We start from the raw sequence: 21,587 nt of genomic DNA on the forward strand, positions 1-21,587 counted from the left end.
ATAGTAAAATAGTTCGTATACGAAGTATTATTTTATATTGGGTAATTGGAGGGATTGAGGTTGGAGGAAAAGGAAAAGCAGTTGGACGATATTCTGTCCTCTTTCCGCTGTATCAACCATAATTTCCAGCAGCTTTTGTGGAAGGACGCAGAAGAGCTGAAGATTACATCCACCCAGCTAATGGTATTGCGTAAGTTGTCGGCACATCCCGATATCGGTATCACTGAGCTTGCAGACCTGCTGCATCTTGGCAACAGCGCGGCAAGCGGAGTGGTGGACCGGATGGTGAAGGCTGGACTGATTACCAGAGAACGCTCGCAGAGCGACAGACGTATATTTAAGCTGGCGATGACCGATAAGGGCAAGGAGATCCGGGAGTTAAGCAAACAGTCTCTGCGCAGGTACCTGCAGCCCTTGGCTAATATACCTGCTGAGGATGCCGGAGAACTGCTGCGGTTGCATGGTGAAATCATCAAGATTCTAGAACAAGGGAGAGACAAAAAGAAGCTATGAGTACAATTACTGCTGACGCTGCATCGTCCAAGACGATCCGCAGAGGTCCGATTATCGCAGCGCTTCTGATCGGCGCCTTCGTGGCGTTATTGAATCAGACACTGATGAATGTGGCGCTGCCCAAAATGATGGAGGACCTGAAGATCGCCGCCAATACGGCACAATGGCTGACTACAGGGTTCATGCTGGTTAATGGTGTACTGGTGCCGATCAGCGCTTATCTGGTAGAGAAATTTACGACCCGCCAGCTCTTTACGACGGCGATGATGCTATTTTCCATAGGTACACTGGTTTGTGCAATAGGATCGGGCTTTGAAATGATTATGGTAGGCAGAGTTATTCAGGCGGTAGGTGCCGGGATTCTGATGCCGCTGATGAACATTGTGTTCCTGCGCATATTCCCGATTGAAGAACGCGGCAAGGCTATGGGACTTATGGCGGTTGCGATGATTTTTGCTCCGGCAGTCGGACCTACCTTATCCGGATGGGTGGTTCAGAACTACTCCTGGCGCGTGCTGTTCTACATTGTGCTTCCGCTGGCTATCTTCTCGATGCTGCTTGGCATGAAGACGATGCAGAATGTAGGCAAGCTGACTTCTCCAAAACTGGATAAGCCCGGTGTAGTCTTATCTACTCTGGGGTTTGGCGGACTGCTGTACGGCTTCAGTGATGCCGGAACAGACGGCTGGGGGAGTACAACCGTTATCCTCTGTCTGATTCTGGGTATTGTCTCCCTGGGGCTGTTCGTATGGCGTGAGCTTACAGCGGATAAGCCGCTGCTTGAATTCCGGATTTTCCGCTACAACATGTATTCACTTACTACTGTAATTAACATTATCGTGACCATGGCTATGTACGCCGGTATGATTCTGCTGCCGATCTATCTGCAGACGATCCGCGGCTTTACACCGATGGAGTCCGGACTGATGCTGCTGCCGGGTGCGATTCTGATGGGTATTATGTCTCCAATTACCGGAATTATATTTGATAAAATCGGTGCAAGATGGCTGGCAGTTATCGGTCTTGCCATCACGGCTATTACGACTTGGGAGTTCAGCCAGATCAGCAACAGCACAACGTATACACATCTGATTCTGACGTATACTGCACGGATGTTCGGGATGTCCATGCTGATGATGCCCATTGTAACTGCCGGTCTGAATCAGCTTCCGCAGCGTTTGGCTTCGCACGGTACGGCAATGTCCAACACCCTGCGGACCGTAGGCGGTGCACTGGGTATGGCGCTGTTCGTCAGCCTGATGACCAACCGTACGAAGAGCAACATTACCGATGCACTGACAAGCGGTGCGGTATCGCAGACCGATAAGGCGGCGATGCTTAAGCTTACGCAGGAAGCAACGATTAACGGGATTACTCATGCGTTCACTGTAGCTACCTGGGTGACAGTGCTTGCCCTGGTGCTGGCGTTGTTCATCAGAAAGACTTCTCCGCAGCCGGATTTCCTGAAGACGGAAGAAGAGGATGCAGTACAGCCACAGCCTAACAAGGTGAAATCGCAAAGAGCTTAAATGTATGCGCAGGCTATAATTTCATCAAAAGGACTATCCGCAAAGCCGTAAAGGTTTTGCCGGGTAGTCCTTTTGTTGTCCGTTTACAGCCTCAGCTAACCCCGGCTCCCGTGCTCCAGCGCTTCAGCTGAGGCAGGGAATCCCCCAGCATCTGTCGGGCGGCAGCTTCATCCATTCCTTCCTCCACCAAGTACCCGGCACAGAGATCGGTCATCTCCTGCAGAGTGATGTCCGGCTGCTTGAATTCACCGTTCTCATAACAGTAGATACAATACTCCTCCGTTTTGTTGCCTTCCTTGTCGCTGCCCTGCAGCTCTGTTTCGTTAACCGGCATTCCGCAGCTTTGGCAGAACAAGCTCTCCGTTTGTTTCGTTGACGCCGTTTCCATATTGCACACTCCTCAGGGTTCTGGTTCAGGCGGTGTTTGCCGCCTCTTCCTGTCCAGTATAAGCCGGCAAACCTGACAGCATAGTTTCAGGTTCATGTGCGGGTTATGGAAAAAAGATACTATTCCGTTCTTTAATCAGCAGGGTGTGTCGGCTGCGGCTGAGGGAGGCTGGAGGCGTATTTGGCAGCAACGCCTCCGGCCAGCTCGCCTATTCTCCGGCGGATATGTTCCGGCCCAAGCACCTCCAGCACGGTTCCGAAGCTTAGCAGGAAACCGAACAGCCAATCATTCTCAGGATAATGGACCGTGAGGGTGTACCCGCCGCGATCATCCTGCTGCAGTTCCTCGGAGTCGAAATACTCTTCCGCAAGATGCCTGCCTTCCGGTGCAAATTGCAGCCGGATCGGCTGGATATTCTGCGGTTCTTTCCAGCCGTCCGTCCAGGGCAGCTCCTTCAGCGGAATATCCTGGCGGGTATAGTTCCGCTTCTCCTTCACCAGCGCTTTCATCCGCAGCAGCTTGAAGAGCCGGAAATCCCGGCGTTCTGTGCAGAAACCGTATAAGTACCAGCTTTGTCCTTTGAGTACAAGGGTGTAGGGTTCAACGGTACGCGTACTTGCCCGGCCTTCGGCCGAGATATATTCGAAGGAGATGACGGTATTTTCCTCCAGCGCCTCTTTAAGAAGGCTGATCCGCTCTTCCAAAGGGCCCATCAGTCCCCAAGGAGAGAGATCTACGATCATCTGAGTGGTCTTGCTGCGGAAGGCAGCAGTCTGGGAAGGCGGGATCACACTGCTGATTTTCTCCATTAACAGCTGGTGCCCTTCACCGCCATAAGAGGAGACGCTTTGCAGTGCACCGAAGATATCGGCCAGCTCACGCTCGGACAGCACATTACGGTCCAGCCGGTAGCCTTGCATGAGGCCGATACCGCCCCCGGCCCCTTGATACGTGACAACAGGAATACCTGCGGTGTTAATGCTGTCTATATCGCGGTAGATGGTGCGTACGGAGACTTCGAACATATCGGCCAGCTCCTTGGCCTGAATCAGCGGCCGGTTCAGCAGCAGAATGACAATGGAGAGGAGACGGTCTATTTTCACAGAAATGCACCTGCTTTCATTCGGGTTAATGATCTAAGCTTAGCAAATTGTCTGAAATAAAGCATTGCTCCAAATTTCATATTATATTATCATCTAATTAGATATTTATATAATTTAATGAGGGGCTAAAGTTATGAGTACAAATGCAGGATCACTTGCCGGACGCAATAAAGGCTATCAAAGGCTGTTTGCAGCCGGGTTAATCAATGGTATCGGCGACCGTTTCAGCAGTATTGCCATGCTGGCTCTGGTTCTTCATTTGACCGGGTCGGGAATGGCCGTAGGGATATCGCTTGGCGTGCGGGTGCTGCCTTATCTGTTCATGGCACCGCTTGGAGGATTCCTGGCTGGCAGACTGCCGCGCAAAACGATCATGATGGCTGTGGATTTCCTGCGTATCCCGGTAGCCTTGTCTTTGCTCTGGGTGGACGGGAACCATAGGCTGTGGCTGGTGTATGCCGGCAGCTTTGTGATGGCAGCGGGTGAAGCCATCTATAGTCCGGTGCGCAAATCATCCATCCCGCTGCTGGCAGCGCCGGAGGATTTGCTGCGGATCAACGGCCTGGAACAGCTTTTGAACGGCTGCGTGCTGATTCTTGGCGCCTTTACGGGAGGGATTGTCTCGCTTTATTTCGGTCCGGATATGGCCTTTGTTATGAATGCTGTGTCGTTTCTGGCGGCAGGACTTTTGATAAGGGGGATTCATTATCCCAAGCAGGCCCTTGACGGAGACGCCCGCCGGGAGTCTGCACTGCATACTGAAGGCGGAAATCCTAACATAGGCTTGTCTGCCAAAGGGACACGGCGGCGGGCGTTGCGTACAGTTCTTGGAGGCAGCCTGGCACTGCAGATTGTGCTCTGTTATGAATTGCTGGTGCCGGTGATCAATGGCTGGGATAATGTGCTGATCAGCGTATATGCTGTGCAGGTATTTCATGCGGGTGACAGCGGGGTGGGGGCGTTCTACGCAGCGCTTGGCATCGGGCTCAGCCTGAGTTTCTTTGCCGGACGTTTATTCCGCAAAAGGCTTTTAGCGGTAGCACTGGGCGGTCTGCTGCTCGAGGGCATTCTGCTCATGATGATTAGCAGCAGCGGTCATTTCGCTGCAGCATTTCTGCTGTACATTCTGTTATCTTTGGCCGGAGGAACCGGCAATGCCTGTCTGGATACGCTGGTGATGAGAGAAACGCCGCCTGCGCTGCAGCCGGCTGTATTCGGCCTGCTGGCGGCAGTAAGCGGAACCCTGCTGGGTCTGTCCATGTTAGGGGCCGGCTGGCTGCTTGATGAGGTGGAGCCCAGAATGCTGGGATTCGCGGGCGGGGCGGGTTTTACTGTGATTGCGCTGCTATTGGGAGGTTATTACCTGCTGCGCAGCAAATGGAATAAGCGGTACAGGGAGTCCCAGCCTTAATGGTCTGAAAAAATCAGCGGGTTTTGGAGGTTTCTTTGACCTTGACCTTTACTTTGACCTTCGTCTCCAGCGGAGCAGCGGATTTGCGCCGGGACAGCCGGAGAAGGATGGCATTCCGGTAACGGTACATCACAATCAGCGCAGCAATGGCTCCGGCAAAGAGGGCAATCCAGAGGGCATAGGTTTCGATTACGTGGAAAATGCCCATCCACTGCGGTCCGAAGATTTTGCCGATACCGAGGAATAGCAGTACCCAGAACAAGGCGCCGCCATAGGCGTACATTGCAAATTTGCGGAAAGGCAGTGCGATAATACCGGCGAAGTAGCCGGTGAAATGGCGGACGCCCGGAACGAAGTAGCCGATTGAAATCAGCACGCTGCCGTACCGCTCGAACCAGCGCTGGGTCTTTTCCAGCTTGGCCGGAGAGAACATGAACCATTTGCCGTAACGCTGGATGAAGGGCAGCCCGGCCCTAAGCCCAATGAAATAAGTAATGGTCATGCCAACTGTGGTCCCTGCAAAAGCTACGATAACCAGCGTGAAGAAATCCAGCCTCCCGGTATAGGACAGAAACCCGGCGAAGGCCATGGTAGTCTCCCCGGGAAAAGGTAGAGCAATGAATTCCAGCAAAAGCCCAAAGAACAATACGCTATATCCATAGCTGGCGAACAATTCCTGTATCCATTTCAGCATTTCCATACATCCATCACTCTCCGAAGGCTGCGCGCCTGATTCTATTTTGGAGCTTGTCTTCATACAATCTACCAAATGGCGTGAAGGCGCCAATAGAATGCTGGAGGTAGAGAAGATGAAGGAAAGCCGGGAAAATCGTATCCGCCGGTATATGATCCGCGGGTTGCTTGTTATGGCAGTGCTTCTAAGTATGTCAGCCCTTGGGGACAAGGGGCAATCCCCGGCTTCATGGAGGACATTCTCCCTGCAGGCTGAAGCAGGCAGTGCAGCATCTTTACTCTCTAAGAATAATCCTCTGGAAGTCCCGGTGCAAGATTTGCCGCCGGCTGCAGTCAAGAATGCGGAAGCAGAGCCTCTGCTGCCTCCTGTTTCAGGGGGGGCAACTTATGCATCCGCCACCAATCAGCAGGCTTCTACCCTACAGAAAGTGTCCGCCGCTGCGGGCAAATCTAATCAGGATGCTAAGCGCAGCAAGGCAACAAGGGTCGTCTATCTTACATTCGATGACGGGCCAAGTGCAGTTACTCCCCGGGTCCTCAAGATATTGCAGGAGCAGGGAGTGAAGGCTACCTTCTTCGTGCTGGGGGAGCAAGCTGCCAGCCGCCCTGAGCTGGTCAATGCCATTTGGGAGCAGGGGCATGCCATCGGCAATCATTCCTATAACCATAATTATCATGATCTCTATAGCGGATTCACGGAGTTCTGGCGTCAGATCAAACAGACAGAGGAAACCGTCAGAGGCATTACAGGGGTTCGTCCGCAGCTGGTCCGTGCACCGGGAGGCACCTTTGGCCATTTTGACAGTACTTATTTTTATCTGCTGAAGCAGGCGGGCTATGAGGTGATGGACTGGACCGTAGACAGCGGAGACTCCAGCCGCCGGGGAGTACCTGCCGCAGAGATCCTGCAGCATTCGGTTGCTGATCTGGATTCCCGGAGTGTCATCCTGCTGCTGCATGACGGGTCGGGTCATGAGCAGAGTGCCAAGGCGCTGCCGGCTATTATTGAACGCTACAAAGCCGCCGGTTATGAATTCGGCTTACTTAATGCGCAGAGTGAGCCGGTACAGTTCAGAGTGTCGGCTAAGGCAGCGGCACTGCAGCGGGTGAAGCCGTCCAAAGCCTGGATCTCGGCGAATATTGTTCCGAATGCTGAACTGTTTGCACCCGGCAAACCGCTTGCTCTGGAGGTAGGAAGGCTGGAAACCATCCTGAAGCCTGGAGAGTACAACGTTAGAAACGGGCAATATTTCGTACCTCTCCGTACCGCCGTGGAACGGCTGGGCGGGCAAGTTGGCTGGGATGCGGCTGCCCGCAGCGGACAGGTGAAATGGAATGGACGAACAGTGACTGTGAATTCAAAGAAACAGCAGATAGAAGTCATCCAGCCGGACGGAGCAGTGGAGCTCAAGACAGCAGAGATACAGCTCATTGGTTCTTCCCTTTGGGTACCCCTGCGGGATTTGCTCGAAGCCACAGGGCATCCACCGCTTACGGCCAGTGTAAATGCAGAAGAGCGCAGAGTGAAGGCTTATTGAACCAGTGCTAAAAAGAATTCCCTGGATGTCTGGGTACCCTTTTTGATGGGAAGAATAGATAGTAATAGGCTCCCGGAAGCCGAATAGCCAGCGAAATTGCGGGCAGGCGGGGAGCTAGTCTATGACCGAAGAAAGGGTGTCATCCTTGTCCTCTTCATCATTGATAGATCAGATCAAATATGAGCATGGAAAGCGGGAGAGTTCAGGGAAATCTGCGGCTGCGTTCCTGTCCCGCCGGCGTGTCCGCAGCACTGTACAGGAGTGGGCACGGATGCTGCTTTTAACCGCAGCGACCTTGGGATTATATCTGTGGCGGGGCGGGGAATCACTCTTGCTGCTCCTGACGGCTGGCGTAATTGTAATGTCCGGCGGGCTGCTCCTGCATCTCTGCGGTCCACGGAGGGTAGCGGTTCTCCGCACAATAACACCCGCACGTCCTTCGGCCGGGGATACCGTTACCGTTAAGGTACAGATCAGCTTTGTCTCCAAGATCCCGCTTCCCTGGATAGTTGTTGCCGATTACTGGAGTGAAGGCAGCCATCAGGAGCTGCTGTTCCCCGGATTCCGGCGCTCCTTCACCTATTCGTATGAACTGAAGTCTGTTCCCAGAGGGATCCACCAGCTTTACGGCTGCGGTGTCACCTGGGGGGATCTGCCTGGTTTGTTCACAGGCGGCTGTCAGCCGGGAGGCAAGGAGAGCTTCAAGGTGCTCCCGAAGGCGCTGTATCTGGCCGGCAGCTTGCCGGATAACCGTGCAATGCCGGGAGACCGGATGCTTCCCGGACGGGGGAAGCAGGGCAGTGCAGAAGCAGCTGATATCCGTGACTATGCTCCCGGTGATCCGCTCAGCCGGATTCACTGGAAGAACAGCGCCCGTAAGGGAACGCTGCAGAGCAGAGTACCTGAACGGGAAGCCGGGCAAATGACCTGTATCGTGCTTGCCAACTGTCCGGAGGATTATGAGGTTCCTTACGGTGCCCTGGTACCGCGCGGGCAGCGGGGATCGGTTATGCCTGCTTTTGAACGGGCGGTGTCGGCGGCAATGGGCCTGATGCTCTCTGCCGAACGTTCCAGCAGTTACCTGCAGCTCTTCAGCGGCGGTTGGCCGGAAGGAATGGCCAGACATGAAGGCCTGGGTCAGATCCCCGGCAGGGTACAAGACCTGCTTACGGAAATATCCCCATCCGGCTCACAGAGTCTCACCCGGCTGCTGGAGGATGCTTCGCGGGGCTGGATTCCCGGCATGACGGTGTCTGTCATTACCGGCCGGCTTGAAGAAGATTCTGCCCGGACGCTTGCCCGTTTTTTGGTCCAGGGAATTAAGGTTGAGCTGTACTATGTCTGGGATCAGCCCTCTCCGGCCGGAGGAGCGGCGGACGATCCGGTACGGAGTTCAACCGGAACCAAGGAGGCCAGGGAAGGATTCCCTGAACCTGTAGAGAGTTATCCGGCCGATAACTATAGCCCGGGTTCCGGCGGTAAGCAGCGTACATCGGGCACTATAGCCGGAAGTCTGATGCGGCTGGGCGCGCGGATCCATTGTCTGAACGATGTCTCTCCTGCACAAGTGTACAAGGGGGCGGAGTATTATGGATATCCGGGCCAACCGACATCCCATTAGGGTTACGCCAGCAGACTTAGGCGGCCCTATAATTTCATCAGGGGGCAGCAGGTTGCCGGAAACGGAAAGTACGGAGAACAGCTTCGCCGATAAAAGGGAGAGCAGTCCCCTGTATTATCGCGGGCTGTTCTCTTTGGCTATTATGGGAATGTTCACCCTGTGGCTGCTGCCGCTCAAGCGGCTGGCGGCATCGGCGGAGACCGCCGAGCTTCTGAAGCTCCTGATGCTCTCGGCTGCCGGACTGCTGTTATGGGGATGCATTCAGCTTCCTCGCCTTCTGCAGGCCTGCGGGCAGTTCCTCCTGATCTTCCTGACCTGGTTCTACCAGTGCGCGGCACAGGAGGGAACTGCCTGGCTGCGGCTCTATACAGCAGATATCCGTGAGGATGCCCTCCTGCTCCTGTCAGGCCGGATTTCTGCCTTAAGTGAGGACAGCCGGCTGCTGATTCTGGTGCTTGGCTGGGGCCTGTTAGTATCATCTGTCCAGCAACTGGCTCTGTACAGGGGAAGTATCACCTTATTTACAGGTGTAACCCTGGTATATCTGCTGGCGCTCGATATGGTCTATGCTGTCGATACGTCCGGTGATGTACTGGTCTCAGCAGGTCTGATTCTCTGGATGCGGTCATTAAGCGGACTGCTCCGTCTGCAGGAACGGACAGGAAGCCACGCTCTTCCTTACGCCCGCTGGGGAATATGGGCGCTCTCTACAGCGGTGGCCGTGACGGTGGCAGCCTGGATAGGCGGGCAGGGAATTGGTGCCCGGCCGGTGGTCCCCATTACACTGCAGCCGGTTCTTAATAAGCTGGAGAATTGGGCGGAAACGCAAAGGCCCGGAGAATCTGCCGGACCTCAGGCTGCCAGCACCGGTTACAGTGCGGGAGACGGGGAGCTGGGAATGCCCTTGTCGCCAAGCAGAGAGGCCGTCTTTAGCGTAACCGCTGCACGTGCGTCCTACTGGCGGGGAGAAAGCGTGGCTTATTATGACGGCCGCCGCTGGATTAGAAGCGTGGCTTCCTATGAACCGCTTAATTTAACGAGCCTCCCGGTTGCGGAGCCGGAAGCGGCCGGGCCAGCGCCGCTCATTCAGCGGATTCAGTTCGCGAAGCCTTCATCCGGCGGGCTTCCTATCTTCAGCGCCGGCACGGCAGTCGATGTACAGAATATCCGGCTGGCCGATGGGAGCCAGCTTGGTTATGTGCTTGCGAACGGCGAGAAGAGCAGCTTCCGGCTACCGGAGATTTCCGGCTCTGCCAAGTTAACGGAATATACGGTGAAGTCCGTGCTTCCGGAAAGTGATCCGGCTGTGCTGCGCAAGCTGCAGGGGATTGATCCTGAGCGGGTGAGCAATCTGTATTTGCAGCTCCCCGCAGCCGTGCCGGAGCGGGTGAAGCTTCTGGCAGAGCAGCTTACCGCTGCTGCGGCTAACCGTTATGATGCCGCTGCTGCGGTTGCAGATTATTTGCAAACCGGCTACACCTACACCCTGCAGACCCGAGTGCCGCCGTCCGGTGCGGATTTCGCCGACGATTTCCTCTTCGGGACCCGGCAGGGCTACTGCGTGCATTTCGCCACGGCAATGACAATCCTGCTGCGCAGCAGCGGCATTCCGGCCCGTTACGTCCAGGGCTACGGCCCGGGGACGCTTGTGGCCGGCTCCATGCCGCAGCGCTACAATGTGACCGGAGGCGATGCCCACGCCTGGGTCGAGGTCTATTTCCCCGGCGCCGGCTGGGTTCCCTTCGACCCCACGCCTGCTGCCTCCGCCGCTGCCGCAGGCGCGGTGGAGACGAATCTGGCGGCTGCCTCCGCGCCGCCGGGAGCCCGCATGTCCGCGGCGCAGCTCGCGGACGCTCTGTCCGCCGCCCTGCCGCAGGCGGGCGGCACAGCTCCGGCGCCGCTTGCCGCTGCGGCGCTGGGGCTGGCCGCCGCCATCCGCTGGCGGCGTTGCCTGGCCCTGCTGCCGGCGGTGCGCCGCGCCGGCAGATTAAGCCGTGAGCGGCAGCTTCGCGCCGCCGCTCTGGCCTGGCACGGGCTGGCGGCGCGGTATGGGCCGCCGCTGCCCGGGGTTACCGCCAGGGAGTACGCAGACTCCCTGGCCATTGAGGACGGGCGGCTTCGCGCCGCCGTCCGGGACTTCGTACGCCAGTGGGAAATCCTGGCGTACAGCGGATGCGCGGGCGGGCTTGCCGCGCGCGCGCATCCACCGCGCCGGGGCGCAGCCGTATCGCTCCCGCAATCGCCGCGCCCCGGCGCAGCCGTCGCGGTCCCGCAGCCCCCGCGTCCTGGGGCAGCCGTCGCGGTCCCGCAGCCCCCGCGTCCTGAGGCAGCCGGCGCGGTTCTGCAATCGCCGTGCCCCGGCGCCTCGGAGGCGCACGCGCAGTCTCCGCGCTCCATTCCCACCTTGCGCTCCAGTGCTCCTGCCAAGGATGCGGAAGCCATTGACGCAGCCGCGTTCATTGCCAGATGTATGACGATTACATTCCGTCTGACCCGATAAGATAAGAGGCGTTCACTGCTAATGCAGCGGGCGCCTTTTCATCATTTACATCAATATTTAAGTTGAACTTAGATGCCGACTGAATGCCTGCACGAAATACAACAATCTCCTCATAAAAACGAGCCAAATCAAAAACTGTTGCATAAAAAGCAGCATTTCCCCCGTAATCAGGCGGCTAAGCGCGTCAATTCCTGCATTTCATACAACAATTGTTACGAATCCCCCAGCATTCATGAATCCATGTTGTAATACTTACAACATTTAGCCCTTTCTTTGCAGGTGAAAATTAAGTGAGCTCACTTTGCGGCCGGGCGGTGCCCCGGAGAGTACAGCGTGACCCTTGGAGGGCTGCAAAAGTTTAGCTCTGGCGTATTAGTTGGTTTTCCGGCGAATTAGTTAGTTCATAGTCATTTTCCCGATGTACGCCCGCCGGCCAGCCCTCTGTTCTGTCCAGCATATGACGGCATTCCTGAAAGAGGAAATCACTTTTTGGCAACTATAACAGCAGACCTATCCTCACTCGGCTAAGGTGGAAGCGGATACGCATTCCAAGATCTGGATACTGTCTTTACAGGCTCCCCTAAATCGCCCCAGACCCCGTCACATATGGGAGAAATCCCCGAAGACAAGACGTCTCCTTTCCTTGACGCTGAGAATTAACCATGAGTATAATGAATCCAATAATCAAGGGAGGCAAGTAATGAACAAGCCAAATGAAATTATCGTTGTTCTGGATTTCGGGGGACAGTATAACCAGCTTATCGCGCGCAGAATTAGGGACCTGGGGGTATACAGCGAGCTTCTGCCGTACAATACACCAATGGAGAAGATTAAGGCACTGTCGCCCAAAGGGATTATTTTCTCAGGCGGGCCAAGCAGTGTGTACGCTGAGGATGCACCACATGTAGATCCGGCGATTTATGAACTCGGACTTCCGATCTTCGGAATCTGTTACGGGATGCAACTGATGGCCCAGCAGCAGGGCGGCAAGGTAGAACGCGCATCCAAGCGTGAATACGGCAAAGCGGATGTGGAATTCTCGCCAGGGTCCGTGCTTGCAGCAGGTCTTGAGAGCAATCAGACCGTATGGATGAGCCACGGCGACCATGTTGTGGAGCTTCCGGAAGGCTTTAAGCTGGATGCCGGGACAGAGAGTGCTCCAATCGCAGCTATGAGCAATGATGCACGCAAATTCTTCGCCGTACAGTTCCACCCTGAGGTGCGTCACTCTGTGAACGGGAATGAGATGATTTCGAACTTCCTGTATGAGGTCTGCGGATGCGAGGGCAAATGGACGATGGAGTCGTTTATTGATGATGCCATTAAGGATATCCGCGACAAAGTCGGCGACAAAAAAGTGCTCTGCGCGCTCAGCGGCGGTGTAGATTCCTCTGTTGTGGCTATGCTGATTCACCGGGCCATCGGCGATCAGCTGACTTGTATGTTCATTGACCACGGCCTTCTGCGCAAAGGTGAAGCGGAGAGCGTTATGGAGACTTTTGTCGGCAAATTCGATATCCATGTGGTCAAAATCGACGCTCGTGACCGCTTCCTCGGCAAGCTGGCCGGTGTTTCCGATCCCGAACAGAAACGTAAGATCATCGGCAATGAATTCATTTATTGCTTCGACGAAGAATCGGCCAAGCTGGGTGATTTCGCATTCCTGGCGCAAGGCACACTGTATACAGATATCGTGGAGAGCGGTACAGCAACGGCTCAGACAATCAAGTCCCACCATAATGTAGGCGGGCTGCCTGAAGATATGAAATTCAGTCTGATCGAGCCGCTGAACACCCTGTTCAAGGATGAGGTCCGTAAACTGGGTGAAGAGCTCGGAATGCCGCATGCCATCGTTTGGCGTCAGCCTTTCCCGGGTCCGGGTCTGGCCATCCGTGTTCTGGGTGAAGTAACCGAAGAGAAGCTGACTATTGTCCGTGATTCGGACTTTATCCTGCGTGAAGAGATTGCCAAAGCCGGTCTCGACCGCGAAATCTGGCAGTATTTCACCGCATTGCCTAACATGAAGAGTGTTGGTGTGATGGGCGACGAGCGTACGTATTCCTATACCGTAGGTATTCGTGCTGTAACTTCCATCGACGGAATGACGGCCGACTGGGCGCGTATTCCGTGGGATATTCTGGAGAAAATCTCCGTGCGCATCGTCAACGAGGTCGATAACGTAAACCGCATCGTGTACGATATTACTTCGAAGCCGCCTGCAACGATCGAGTGGGAATAGTCTCAGCAGCAGCTGACTATAGAATTCCGGAGCCGGAACGCCTTCATTGGCGTTTTCGGTTTTTTTTGCTGATATAAGAGCAAGCCACCCGGCTATGCCGCTTAGCGCTCCATCATACGTGTTTTAACCTGCTTAAGTACAGTACCGTCCGCGTTTATGCCGAGATGTTTGGCAGATCATCTCTGTACCAAGCGGAATTTGTCATGAAAATGTTCGATTTACGAACAATTGCATAAACCTTACGCTTAATGTTCGTATTTACCATTGACAACCCATGTCATATACACCTAAAATGATAAAGCGCTACAGCAAATATATATTCGTATAATTCCGGGGATTGGCCCGGAAGTCTCTACGAGGTCACCGTAATGACCTGGCTACGATTAAGAAGAGCAGCTTACCTGGAATTCCGGTTAACACCGGATATGCCGGACAAGAACCTCTTTTTTCGGGCCGGTGTCTTCCCAGATGCCGGCTTTTCTGTTGCTGTGATGGCATAACATACACCTTAGGGGGAGAACAATTTGAATCGCTTTTTCAAGTTGAAAGAGAACGGCACCACAGTACGCACAGAGATTATGGCCGGTTTGACTACGTTTATGGCAATGGCTTATATCCTATCGGTGAATCCCAGCACGTTGACTGCCTTCGGCCGGATTGATATGGGCTGGTATTCCGTATTCCTCGCTACGGCGCTGGCAGCTGGTATTTTCACAATTGCCATGGGATTATTCATTAACTTCCCGGTAGCTTTGGCACCAGGTATGGGCCTTAACGCATATTTTGCATCCGTAGTATTGTCTTCAGCCACTACTGACCATGAGTTCACTTGGCAAATGGGGTTAACCGCTGTATTTATCTCCGGTATCATCTTCATTCTGCTGACCGTTACGCGGGTCCGGCAAATATTGCTCACTGCAATTCCTGACAGCCTGAAGCATGCCATCACGGTCGGTATCGGGATGTTCATCACCATTATCGGACTGAAGAACAGCGGACTGATGACGATCGGCGTTGAAGCCGGAAGCGACATTGCTGCTAATAAATTCACAGATGTCCTTTCCTTCGAAACTGTAATTCATATGGGCAGCCTGGAGAACACGAATGTTCAGCTCGTTATTATCGGACTGCTGCTGATCTCCATCCTGATGGTGCTGCGCGTCCGCGGCGCAATCCTGTTCGGTATTCTGGGTACCACGCTGGCTGCAATCCTGATGGGCGCTGTAGATTTCAGTTCGCTGAGTAATCCGCAGACCCCTTGGGTTCCTGACTTCACGCAACTCAACTTCTGGGAATTCGACTGGGAAGGCATTATGCACACCGGTATCGTTTCCGCAATTGCTACCTTCACCTTTGTAGAATTGTTTGATACCTTCGGTACACTTGTAGGTACTGCTGAACGTGCAGGAATCATGAAGGATGCTGAAGAAGGCAAAAGACGTGTTGGTAACGCCATGTTTGTAGATGCAGTAGCCGTTGCCGGTGGTGCGATGCTGGGTACTTCCACAACAACTGCTTATGTTGAGAGTGCTGCCGGTGTAGCTGAAGGCGGACGTACGGGTCTGACTGCAGTAACTACAGGCGTATGCTTCCTGCTTGCCTTGTTCCTGGCTCCGGTTGTAGCGCTTATTCCCGGCCCTGCAACAGCCGCTGCACTGATTATTGTCGGTGTCCTGATGGCCCAGTCCATCCGCGACATTGATTTCCAGGATATGGTCCTGGCGATCCCGGCCTTCCTGACCTTTGTTATTATGCCTTTTACTTACAACATCGCTAACGGTATTTCGTTCGGGATTGTCACTTATGTTATTCTGGCTTGCGTAGCGAATCTGGCCGGCAAGAAGAAATATGATATCCACTGGATGATGTGGGTACTGGCTGTTCTGATTATTCTGCGTTATGTTCTGATCGGCAGCCAAGGCTAAGAGAGAACGACATCCGTCTTTAACTTAAACGGTTCCTTCATTAATATGAAGGGGCCGTTTTTTTATAGAAATATAAGAATTTATTTGCTTCACGCTATCAATTATCCTTCTATTTCTCGCTGAAACGGTACCGTCCTTATAAAAGGACGGCAAAGCCGTTTCTACTTGTTATAGAAATGTACAGGTTTCACTGGAGAATCCCTCATAGGGTGGCTGCAGCTGGGGGGAACTCTGCTTTACCCTTTTCTTCATCCAGTATTTAGATTATATTGTTGAAGAGGTGATAAACGTTGTCCGGCTTACTTACGAGAGCTTACAAGTCCTGCATGAACAATCCCTGGCCGTACCTTTTGTTTCTACTGGGGGCAATCGTTCGTATCATATACATAAATTCAATTCCTCCGGGACTGAACCAGGACGAAGCATCTATCGGCTATGATGCTTACGCCATTCTTCACTACGGGATGGACCGCAATGGTGTACATCTGCCCGTTCATCTTATCGCCTGGGGCAGCGGACAGAATGCGCTGTATGCCTACTTGTCCATGCCGTTTATTCTGCTGTTCGGCCTGACGCCGCTGTCTGTGCGGGCACTCAGTATGGTCATGGGCTTGCTGGCCATGATTTTCTTCTACCTGATTATGAAACGGCTGTCCGCCTCATCCGGAGCAGGAATCGCAGCCATGTTCTTTATTGCGATTAATCCCTGGCATATTATGATGTCAAGGTGGGCGCTGGAATCGAATCTGTTTCCTACGATGATTTTGATAGCTGTGTACCTTCTGCTAAGATCCTTCGACAATCCGAGATGGTTTTATGCGTTTGCCGGCATGCTGGCCCTCTCGCTGTATGCCTATGGAACAGCTTACTTTTTTGTCCCGTTATTTGCACTTGGTACGGCAATTCTTCTATTGTATAGCAAGATGCTTAAGCTCCGGACTCTTGTGTGGAACAGCCTGCTGTTTGCAGCAATGGCCCTACCTATACTATTATTTATTGTTATTAACCGTTACGCTATGCCGGACATAGCCACTCCATTGTTCACTATTCCCAGGCTTACGATGCCGCGTGTGGAGGAGATCTCATCCGTGTTCAGCGGACAGCTGGGGAGGGCAGCTGCGGATAACTTCAGTGCATTCAGCAAGCTTATGCTTAGCGGGACTGACGGCTTGCCATGGAATTCAATTTCTCCTTATGGCTATGCGTACCCGATCGCGCTGCCCTTTGCGTTGCTGGGACTGGTTGTCCTTATACATTCATGGTGGACCAGGCGGCGGGAGAACGCAGGGTATGGAATCTTGCTGCTCTGGTTCCTGATTGCCGTGCTGATGGCGTTTATTACAAGTGTAAATATCAACCGGATCAATATTATTTTCTATCCGTTCATCATGCTGGTAAGCGCCGGATTTGTGTGGCTTGCGGGGAGAGTCAAGGGGGCTGCTGTACTGGCCGCTGCAGTGTTTACAATATTTTTTGTCCTGTTCTCCAATGATTATTTCCGTGAGTTCCCCGGCCGGATCGGGCCGGCTTTTTATGATTCTTTCGGCGAGGCGGTGCAGTATGCTTCCGAACACAGCCCGGGAGAAATCTATATTACCAATAATGTGAATATGCCATACATTTATGTGCTGTTCTATGAGCGGATCAATCCGCAGGACTTCCAGAATTCCGTCGTTTACGCCAATCCGGGAGAAGCTTTCCAGCGTGTATCCTCCTTTGGGAGATACAGATTTGACGATTTGAACATGGTGCCTGCCAATGCCGCATATATCTTTGGGAATAGCTCTCCGCTTCCTGCGGCAAGTGCAGCATATACAGTTAAGCGTTTCGCCAACTACAGTGTAATGCTTACTAATGACAAAGCGGACAGGCTTCCGGTAGCTCCGGAGAATCCCGCTGCTGAATTTAGGAATGGGGGGTTTGAAGAAGGAACTTCGGGCTGGACATTCACTGCGGGAACGGGAGTGGCTGATAATAAGCCTTACGCCGGAACTAGGCTGGCTTATCTTGATGCGGGAGCTGACAAAAGCGTGTCGCAGGTTTTTGCCGCGGCAGCCGGTGACTACAAGCTGTCCGCCATGGTTAGTGCAGGCGGCAGCGGCGGCGGGAAGATCGGAATCCGTGCAGCCGGCACTTTGCTGGCAGAAGCCGAACTGCAGGCAGGGGAAGATTATCATCAGGTTACACTTCCTGTGGTCGCGCTGGAGCAGGGGATGCAGGCAGAAGTTTACATAACCGGCGGTAACGGCTGGATTAACATTGACGAGGTGAGGGTGGAACGATGACCAAGAATACACGTGCGGCGGCAACCGTTATACTGATGCTCTTATTATTTATTCTTCCTGTAACAAACGTTTATGCTGAGGGGAATTTACTGCAGAATCCGGGTTTTGAGGATGGGGAGGACGGTGCTCCAGCCGGCTGGAGCAAAGATATGTGGATCCCGGGCGATGCCTCCGGTCTGCTGTCCGTTCAGTCCGAGGATGTTCACTCCGGCAGCAAAGCGGCAGTCATTGAGAACCTTGAACCCAATCACCTGAAGTGGGTACAGACGGTTGCCGTCTCGCCGGACAGCTACTATAAGATCTCGGGTTATGTCAAAATAGTCAGTACAGCAGGCGGGGGAATGGGTGCTAATATATTCCCAGTCGGGATTGGCGGCGGTTATCCCGCCACCCAGGATACAGCTGGCGATTGGCAGTATCTCGAGTTCATCGGCCAGACCGGCAAAGAGCAGACCGAGATCGGGATAGGTGCTGCCCTGGGCGGATATGCCAACCTGATTCAGGGCAAGGCCTATTTCGATGATCTGTCCGTAGAACAGCTGGATACAGCCCCGGAAGGCGTGAGCATTGTATCGCTGGACAGCGGTGCACCGGCGGCCGGGGCGGATGCGGGCGGCGGGAGCCAGCCGGCAGAAACACCGCATAAGGTGTCACCTGCCAAGCTGCTGCTGATATCGGCAGTGTTCAGTGTGTTCTTTGCTCTTTTATATCACAGAGCCTTCAGCAGTAAACGCCTGCTGAACCAGCAGGACGTGATCTATACACGCTGGCTGTATGTCTTGTTTGGTGTAGCGTTTATTCTGCGGATCTGGATTGGCCTGACTGCGCAGGGCTATCAGAATGATATGAATACATTCATGGCTTGGAGCCATCGTCTGACTGATCTTGGTCCGGGCAAATTCTATGAAGAAGGCTATTTCGCGGATTACCCCCCAGGCTACTTGTATGTGCTGTACCTGCTGAGTCTGCTCCGAGGATTGTTTAGCTTTGCGGGCGGATCAGGCGCAGAGACTGTGCTGTATAAGCTGCCGGCCATCATCTCCGACCTCGTGCTTGGCTGGATCATCTACAAAGGCGCGCGCACCAAGATCGGACCCGGACTTGCGATCGGGCTGATGATGCTGTTCCTGTTTAACCCGGCAGTGCTGATGGACTCTGCAGCGTGGGGACAAGCAGACTCCTTCTTCCTTATCTTCCTGCTGCTCAGCATAATGGGAGTAGTGGATAGAACCTTTGTACGCGCAGCAATCTTTTTCGCCATTGCCACACTGATCAAACCGCAGGCGCTGATTTTCACACCGGTCCTGCTCTTTGCCTTCTATCATCACCGTGCCTGGAAGCAGCTTGCTCTGGGCGCTGTCTATGGACTGGGAATATTTGCTCTGCTCGCAGCCCCATTCTTCTGGAATAACGGTGGTTTTGCCGGAGTGATTGAATTATATAAGAGCACTTTATCTTCTTATCCGTATTCTACGGTTAATGCATTCAATCTTTATGCTTTGACGGATCCGATGTGGTCAGCGCTTGATGTCACCTGGCTCGGCATACCTTACCGCATATGGGGCTTTATCTTCATACTTGTAGCAGTAGCTCTTGCTGCTTATTATTCCTTCAATACCAAGGACCGTAAGGATCTATCTAAATCGTATTTCCTCGGCATGGTGCTGATCACGGTTGTCTTTGTATTTGGTACCAAAATGCATGAACGCTACCTGTATCCTGTTCTGCTACTGTCTCTATTCACCTTCATTGAGAGCAAGGACCGGCGTTTCCTGACGCTGTTTCTCGGATTCTCACTGACTCAATATATTAATGTAGGCTATACGCTGGCCTATCTCAATACCGGCAGCAATCCGCCGACAGACGGAATTGTCCTGGTTACAGCGATTACGACCGTAGTTCTGGCATTATATCTGCTGTATGTTGGGTACGATGTATATATCCGCAAAGCAACAAAGCTCCTGCCAGAGCCTGTTACTACGCAGGCTGAATTTGAAGCAGATGTGCGGCTTGCAGAGGGGATTCAGCCCCTTGCCAAGCAAGAACGGCGTTCCCCGCTGAAGCTGCAGCGCAGAGACTGGATCTGGATGATCGCCATAACGGTGCTCTATGGAGCGCTTGCGCTTTATCATCTGGGGGACAATAAGTCGCCTGAAACCCTGTGGGAGCCTGCCGCCAGCGGCGAGAGCTTCTATGTGGATCTGGGGCAGGCCCACCAGCTGGAGCGGGTAAATATCTTCGGCGGTGTCGGCACGGGCAAGTTTCAGCTGGAGTTCAGCCAGACTCCGGATAATTGGAGCAGCCCGCTGGATGTGAGCGAGGATGTCGGCAATGTCTTCATATGGAAAAGCCAGCCGCTGAACGTATCGGCAAGATACGTCAAGCTGACAGTCACCTCTCCGGGCTTCACCCTGAATGAAGTGGCGTTCTATGGCCAGGAGGCACCGAAGACGCCTCTGCCGATTGCCGGAGTTACACCGGATGCCGCTGCTGCCGCCAAAAGAGGGGAACCAGCCCATCTGTTCGATGAGCAGTCCTTGATCCCGGAAAATTCGAATTTCATGAACAGTACGTATTTTGATGAAATCTATCATGCGCGGACGGCTTATGAACATTATCATGATATTGTCCCTTATGAGAATACGCACCCGCCGCTTGGCAAGCTGCTGATCGGTGCCGGCATGGAGCTGTTTGGCGTTAATCCGTTTGGCTGGCGTATCATCGGCACGCTGTTTGGAATTGCTATGCTACCGCTGATCTATATTATGGCGATGCGGCTGTTCCGGAAGACTACGTATGCTGCATTAGCAGCCGGACTGTTCGCCCTGGACTTCATGCATTTCACCCAGACGCGCATCTCGACGATTGATGTATACGGCGTATTCTTCATTATGCTGATGTTCTATTTCATGCAGCGGTATTATACGATGAACTTCTACCGTATGCCGCTGCGCACAACGCTGGTTCCGCTGTTCTGGTCCGGACTGTTCTTCGGAATCGGAGTGGCCTCCAAGTGGATTGTCCTGTACGGAGGGGCAGGACTTGCGGTGATGCTGGCACTGGCGCTGTTTGAGCGGTATAGGGAGTATAAGGCTGCAGGCCGTCTGCTGGCTGAAGGCAAGCTGACCGGTCAGGGGCTCAAAGCGGCCTGCCGGACAGCGGACCAGTCCTTCTGGAAGAACACCATCATCACTTTGGCCAGCTGCATCCTATTCTTTATTGCTATCCCGGTTATCATCTATAGCCTGTCCTTTGTACCGGCGCTCTCTGCTTCGGCGGAAGGCTTCACCATTAAGGGACTGATTGATGCCCAGAAAAATATGTACAACTATCACAGCCAGCTTGTAGCAACGCATCCGTTCGCCTCCTCCTGGTGGGAGTGGCCGTTCATGAAACGTCCGGTCTGGTTCTTCAGCGGCGGTGAAGGATTGCCGGAAGGCAAGGCCAGCAGCATCGTGACCATGGGGAATCCGCTCATCTGGTGGACAGGAATCTTCGCTATGCTGGCAGCCGTGTGGTTTACCGTGAAACGCCGGGACAAGAATCTGTACATGATCTGGATCGGGTTCTTCTCACAGTATGTTCCGTGGATGCTTGTGCCGCGTGAGACGTTCCTGTACCATTATTTTGCGATGGTGCCGTTTATGATTCTGTCGGTTGTCTATATCCTGAAGCTGCTTGACAGCAGATTCGGCGATGCTAAATACCTGCGGTATGCCTATGTGGCTGCAGCAGCCATCCTGTTTGTAATGTTCTATCCGGTATTATCCGGAATGCAGGTTAATAGCAGTTATATAAATACGGTACTGCGGTGGTTCCCTTCCTGGGTATTCTAGGGGGCA

13 protein-coding genes and 1 riboswitch are annotated in these 21,587 nt (G+C 53.6%); of the genes, 10 read left to right on the plus strand and 3 right to left on the minus strand.

Features of this window, described 5'->3' with window-relative positions; all coding sequences use genetic code 11:
- Positions 1 to 60: 60 nt before the first annotated feature.
- Both R50912_RS03160 and R50912_RS03165 read left to right on the plus strand, forming a co-directional pair.
- Positions 61 to 513 (plus strand): MarR family winged helix-turn-helix transcriptional regulator, encoded by a 453-nt coding sequence (locus tag R50912_RS03160; protein ID WP_039310060.1) that lies wholly within the window; start codon positions 61 to 63, stop codon positions 511 to 513.
- Positions 510 to 2,042, plus strand: coding sequence for a DHA2 family efflux MFS transporter permease subunit (locus R50912_RS03165; protein WP_042232391.1), 1,533 nt, complete (start codon positions 510 to 512; stop codon positions 2,040 to 2,042). The genes R50912_RS03160 and R50912_RS03165 overlap by 4 nt, the downstream gene beginning before the upstream one ends.
- Positions 2,043 to 2,133: 91 nt before the next feature.
- Here the strand turns inward: R50912_RS03165 and R50912_RS03170 are convergent, their stop codons facing one another.
- Entirely contained in the window at positions 2,134 to 2,430 is a 297-nt protein-coding gene (locus R50912_RS03170; protein WP_042232393.1) for a zinc ribbon domain-containing protein, read from the minus strand.
- Between the two features lie 131 nt (positions 2,431 to 2,561).
- Entirely contained in the window at positions 2,562 to 3,533 is a 972-nt protein-coding gene (locus R50912_RS03175; RefSeq protein ID WP_042232394.1) for a helix-turn-helix transcriptional regulator, read from the minus strand.
- 133 nt (positions 3,534 to 3,666) lie between these two features.
- Here R50912_RS03175 and R50912_RS03180 point away from each other — a divergent pair, with 133 nt between their 5' ends.
- Positions 3,667 to 4,944 carry an MFS transporter gene (locus R50912_RS03180; protein WP_042232395.1) on the plus strand — a complete coding sequence of 426 codons (1,278 nt, stop codon included), beginning with the start codon at positions 3,667 to 3,669 and terminating at the stop codon, positions 4,942 to 4,944.
- A gap of 13 nt (positions 4,945 to 4,957) precedes the next feature.
- Here R50912_RS03180 and R50912_RS03185 read toward each other — a convergent pair whose 3' ends face one another.
- The gene (locus tag R50912_RS03185) at positions 4,958 to 5,644 is read right to left on the minus strand and encodes a DedA family protein (RefSeq protein ID WP_042232396.1); all 687 of its coding nucleotides are present in this window, start codon (positions 5,642 to 5,644) and stop codon (positions 4,958 to 4,960) included.
- A gap of 109 nt (positions 5,645 to 5,753) precedes the next feature.
- Between R50912_RS03185 and R50912_RS03190 the strand changes: the two genes are divergently transcribed.
- From R50912_RS03190 to R50912_RS03220, 7 genes are all read left to right on the plus strand, one after another.
- Positions 5,754 to 7,175: a polysaccharide deacetylase family protein gene (locus tag R50912_RS03190; protein ID WP_042241453.1), complete on the plus strand. Its 1,422-nt coding sequence runs from the start codon at positions 5,754 to 5,756 to the stop codon at positions 7,173 to 7,175.
- A gap of 121 nt (positions 7,176 to 7,296) precedes the next feature.
- Positions 7,297 to 8,796 (plus strand): DUF58 domain-containing protein, encoded by a 1,500-nt coding sequence (locus R50912_RS03195; RefSeq protein WP_042232397.1) that lies wholly within the window; start codon positions 7,297 to 7,299, stop codon positions 8,794 to 8,796.
- Positions 8,797 to 8,848: 52 nt separating this feature from the next.
- The gene (locus tag R50912_RS03200; protein WP_042232398.1) at positions 8,849 to 11,296 is read left to right on the plus strand and encodes a transglutaminase domain-containing protein; all 2,448 of its coding nucleotides are present in this window, start codon (positions 8,849 to 8,851) and stop codon (positions 11,294 to 11,296) included.
- 700 nt (positions 11,297 to 11,996) lie between these two features.
- Complete coding sequence (gene guaA / locus R50912_RS03205; RefSeq protein ID WP_042232399.1) at positions 11,997 to 13,535, plus strand: glutamine-hydrolyzing GMP synthase; 1,539 nt, start codon at positions 11,997 to 11,999, stop codon at positions 13,533 to 13,535.
- A 300-nt stretch (positions 13,536 to 13,835) separates the two neighbouring features.
- Positions 13,836 to 13,935: riboswitch (purine riboswitch) on the plus strand.
- A gap of 124 nt (positions 13,936 to 14,059) precedes the next feature.
- A complete protein-coding gene (locus R50912_RS03210; RefSeq protein WP_042232401.1) occupies positions 14,060 to 15,460 on the plus strand; it encodes an NCS2 family permease in 1,401 nt (466 codons plus the stop codon).
- 326 nt (positions 15,461 to 15,786) lie between these two features.
- Entirely contained in the window at positions 15,787 to 17,745 is a 1,959-nt protein-coding gene (locus R50912_RS03215; protein ID WP_156122918.1) for a glycosyltransferase family 39 protein, read from the plus strand.
- Positions 17,742 to 21,581, plus strand: coding sequence for a phospholipid carrier-dependent glycosyltransferase (locus R50912_RS03220; RefSeq protein ID WP_052415948.1), 3,840 nt, complete (start codon positions 17,742 to 17,744; stop codon positions 21,579 to 21,581). The genes R50912_RS03215 and R50912_RS03220 overlap by 4 nt, the downstream gene beginning before the upstream one ends.
- Positions 21,582 to 21,587 lie beyond the last annotated feature (6 nt).

Source organism: Paenibacillus sp. FSL R5-0912, from assembly GCF_000758605.1.
Lineage (GTDB): Bacteria > Bacillota > Bacilli > Paenibacillales > Paenibacillaceae > Paenibacillus_AQ.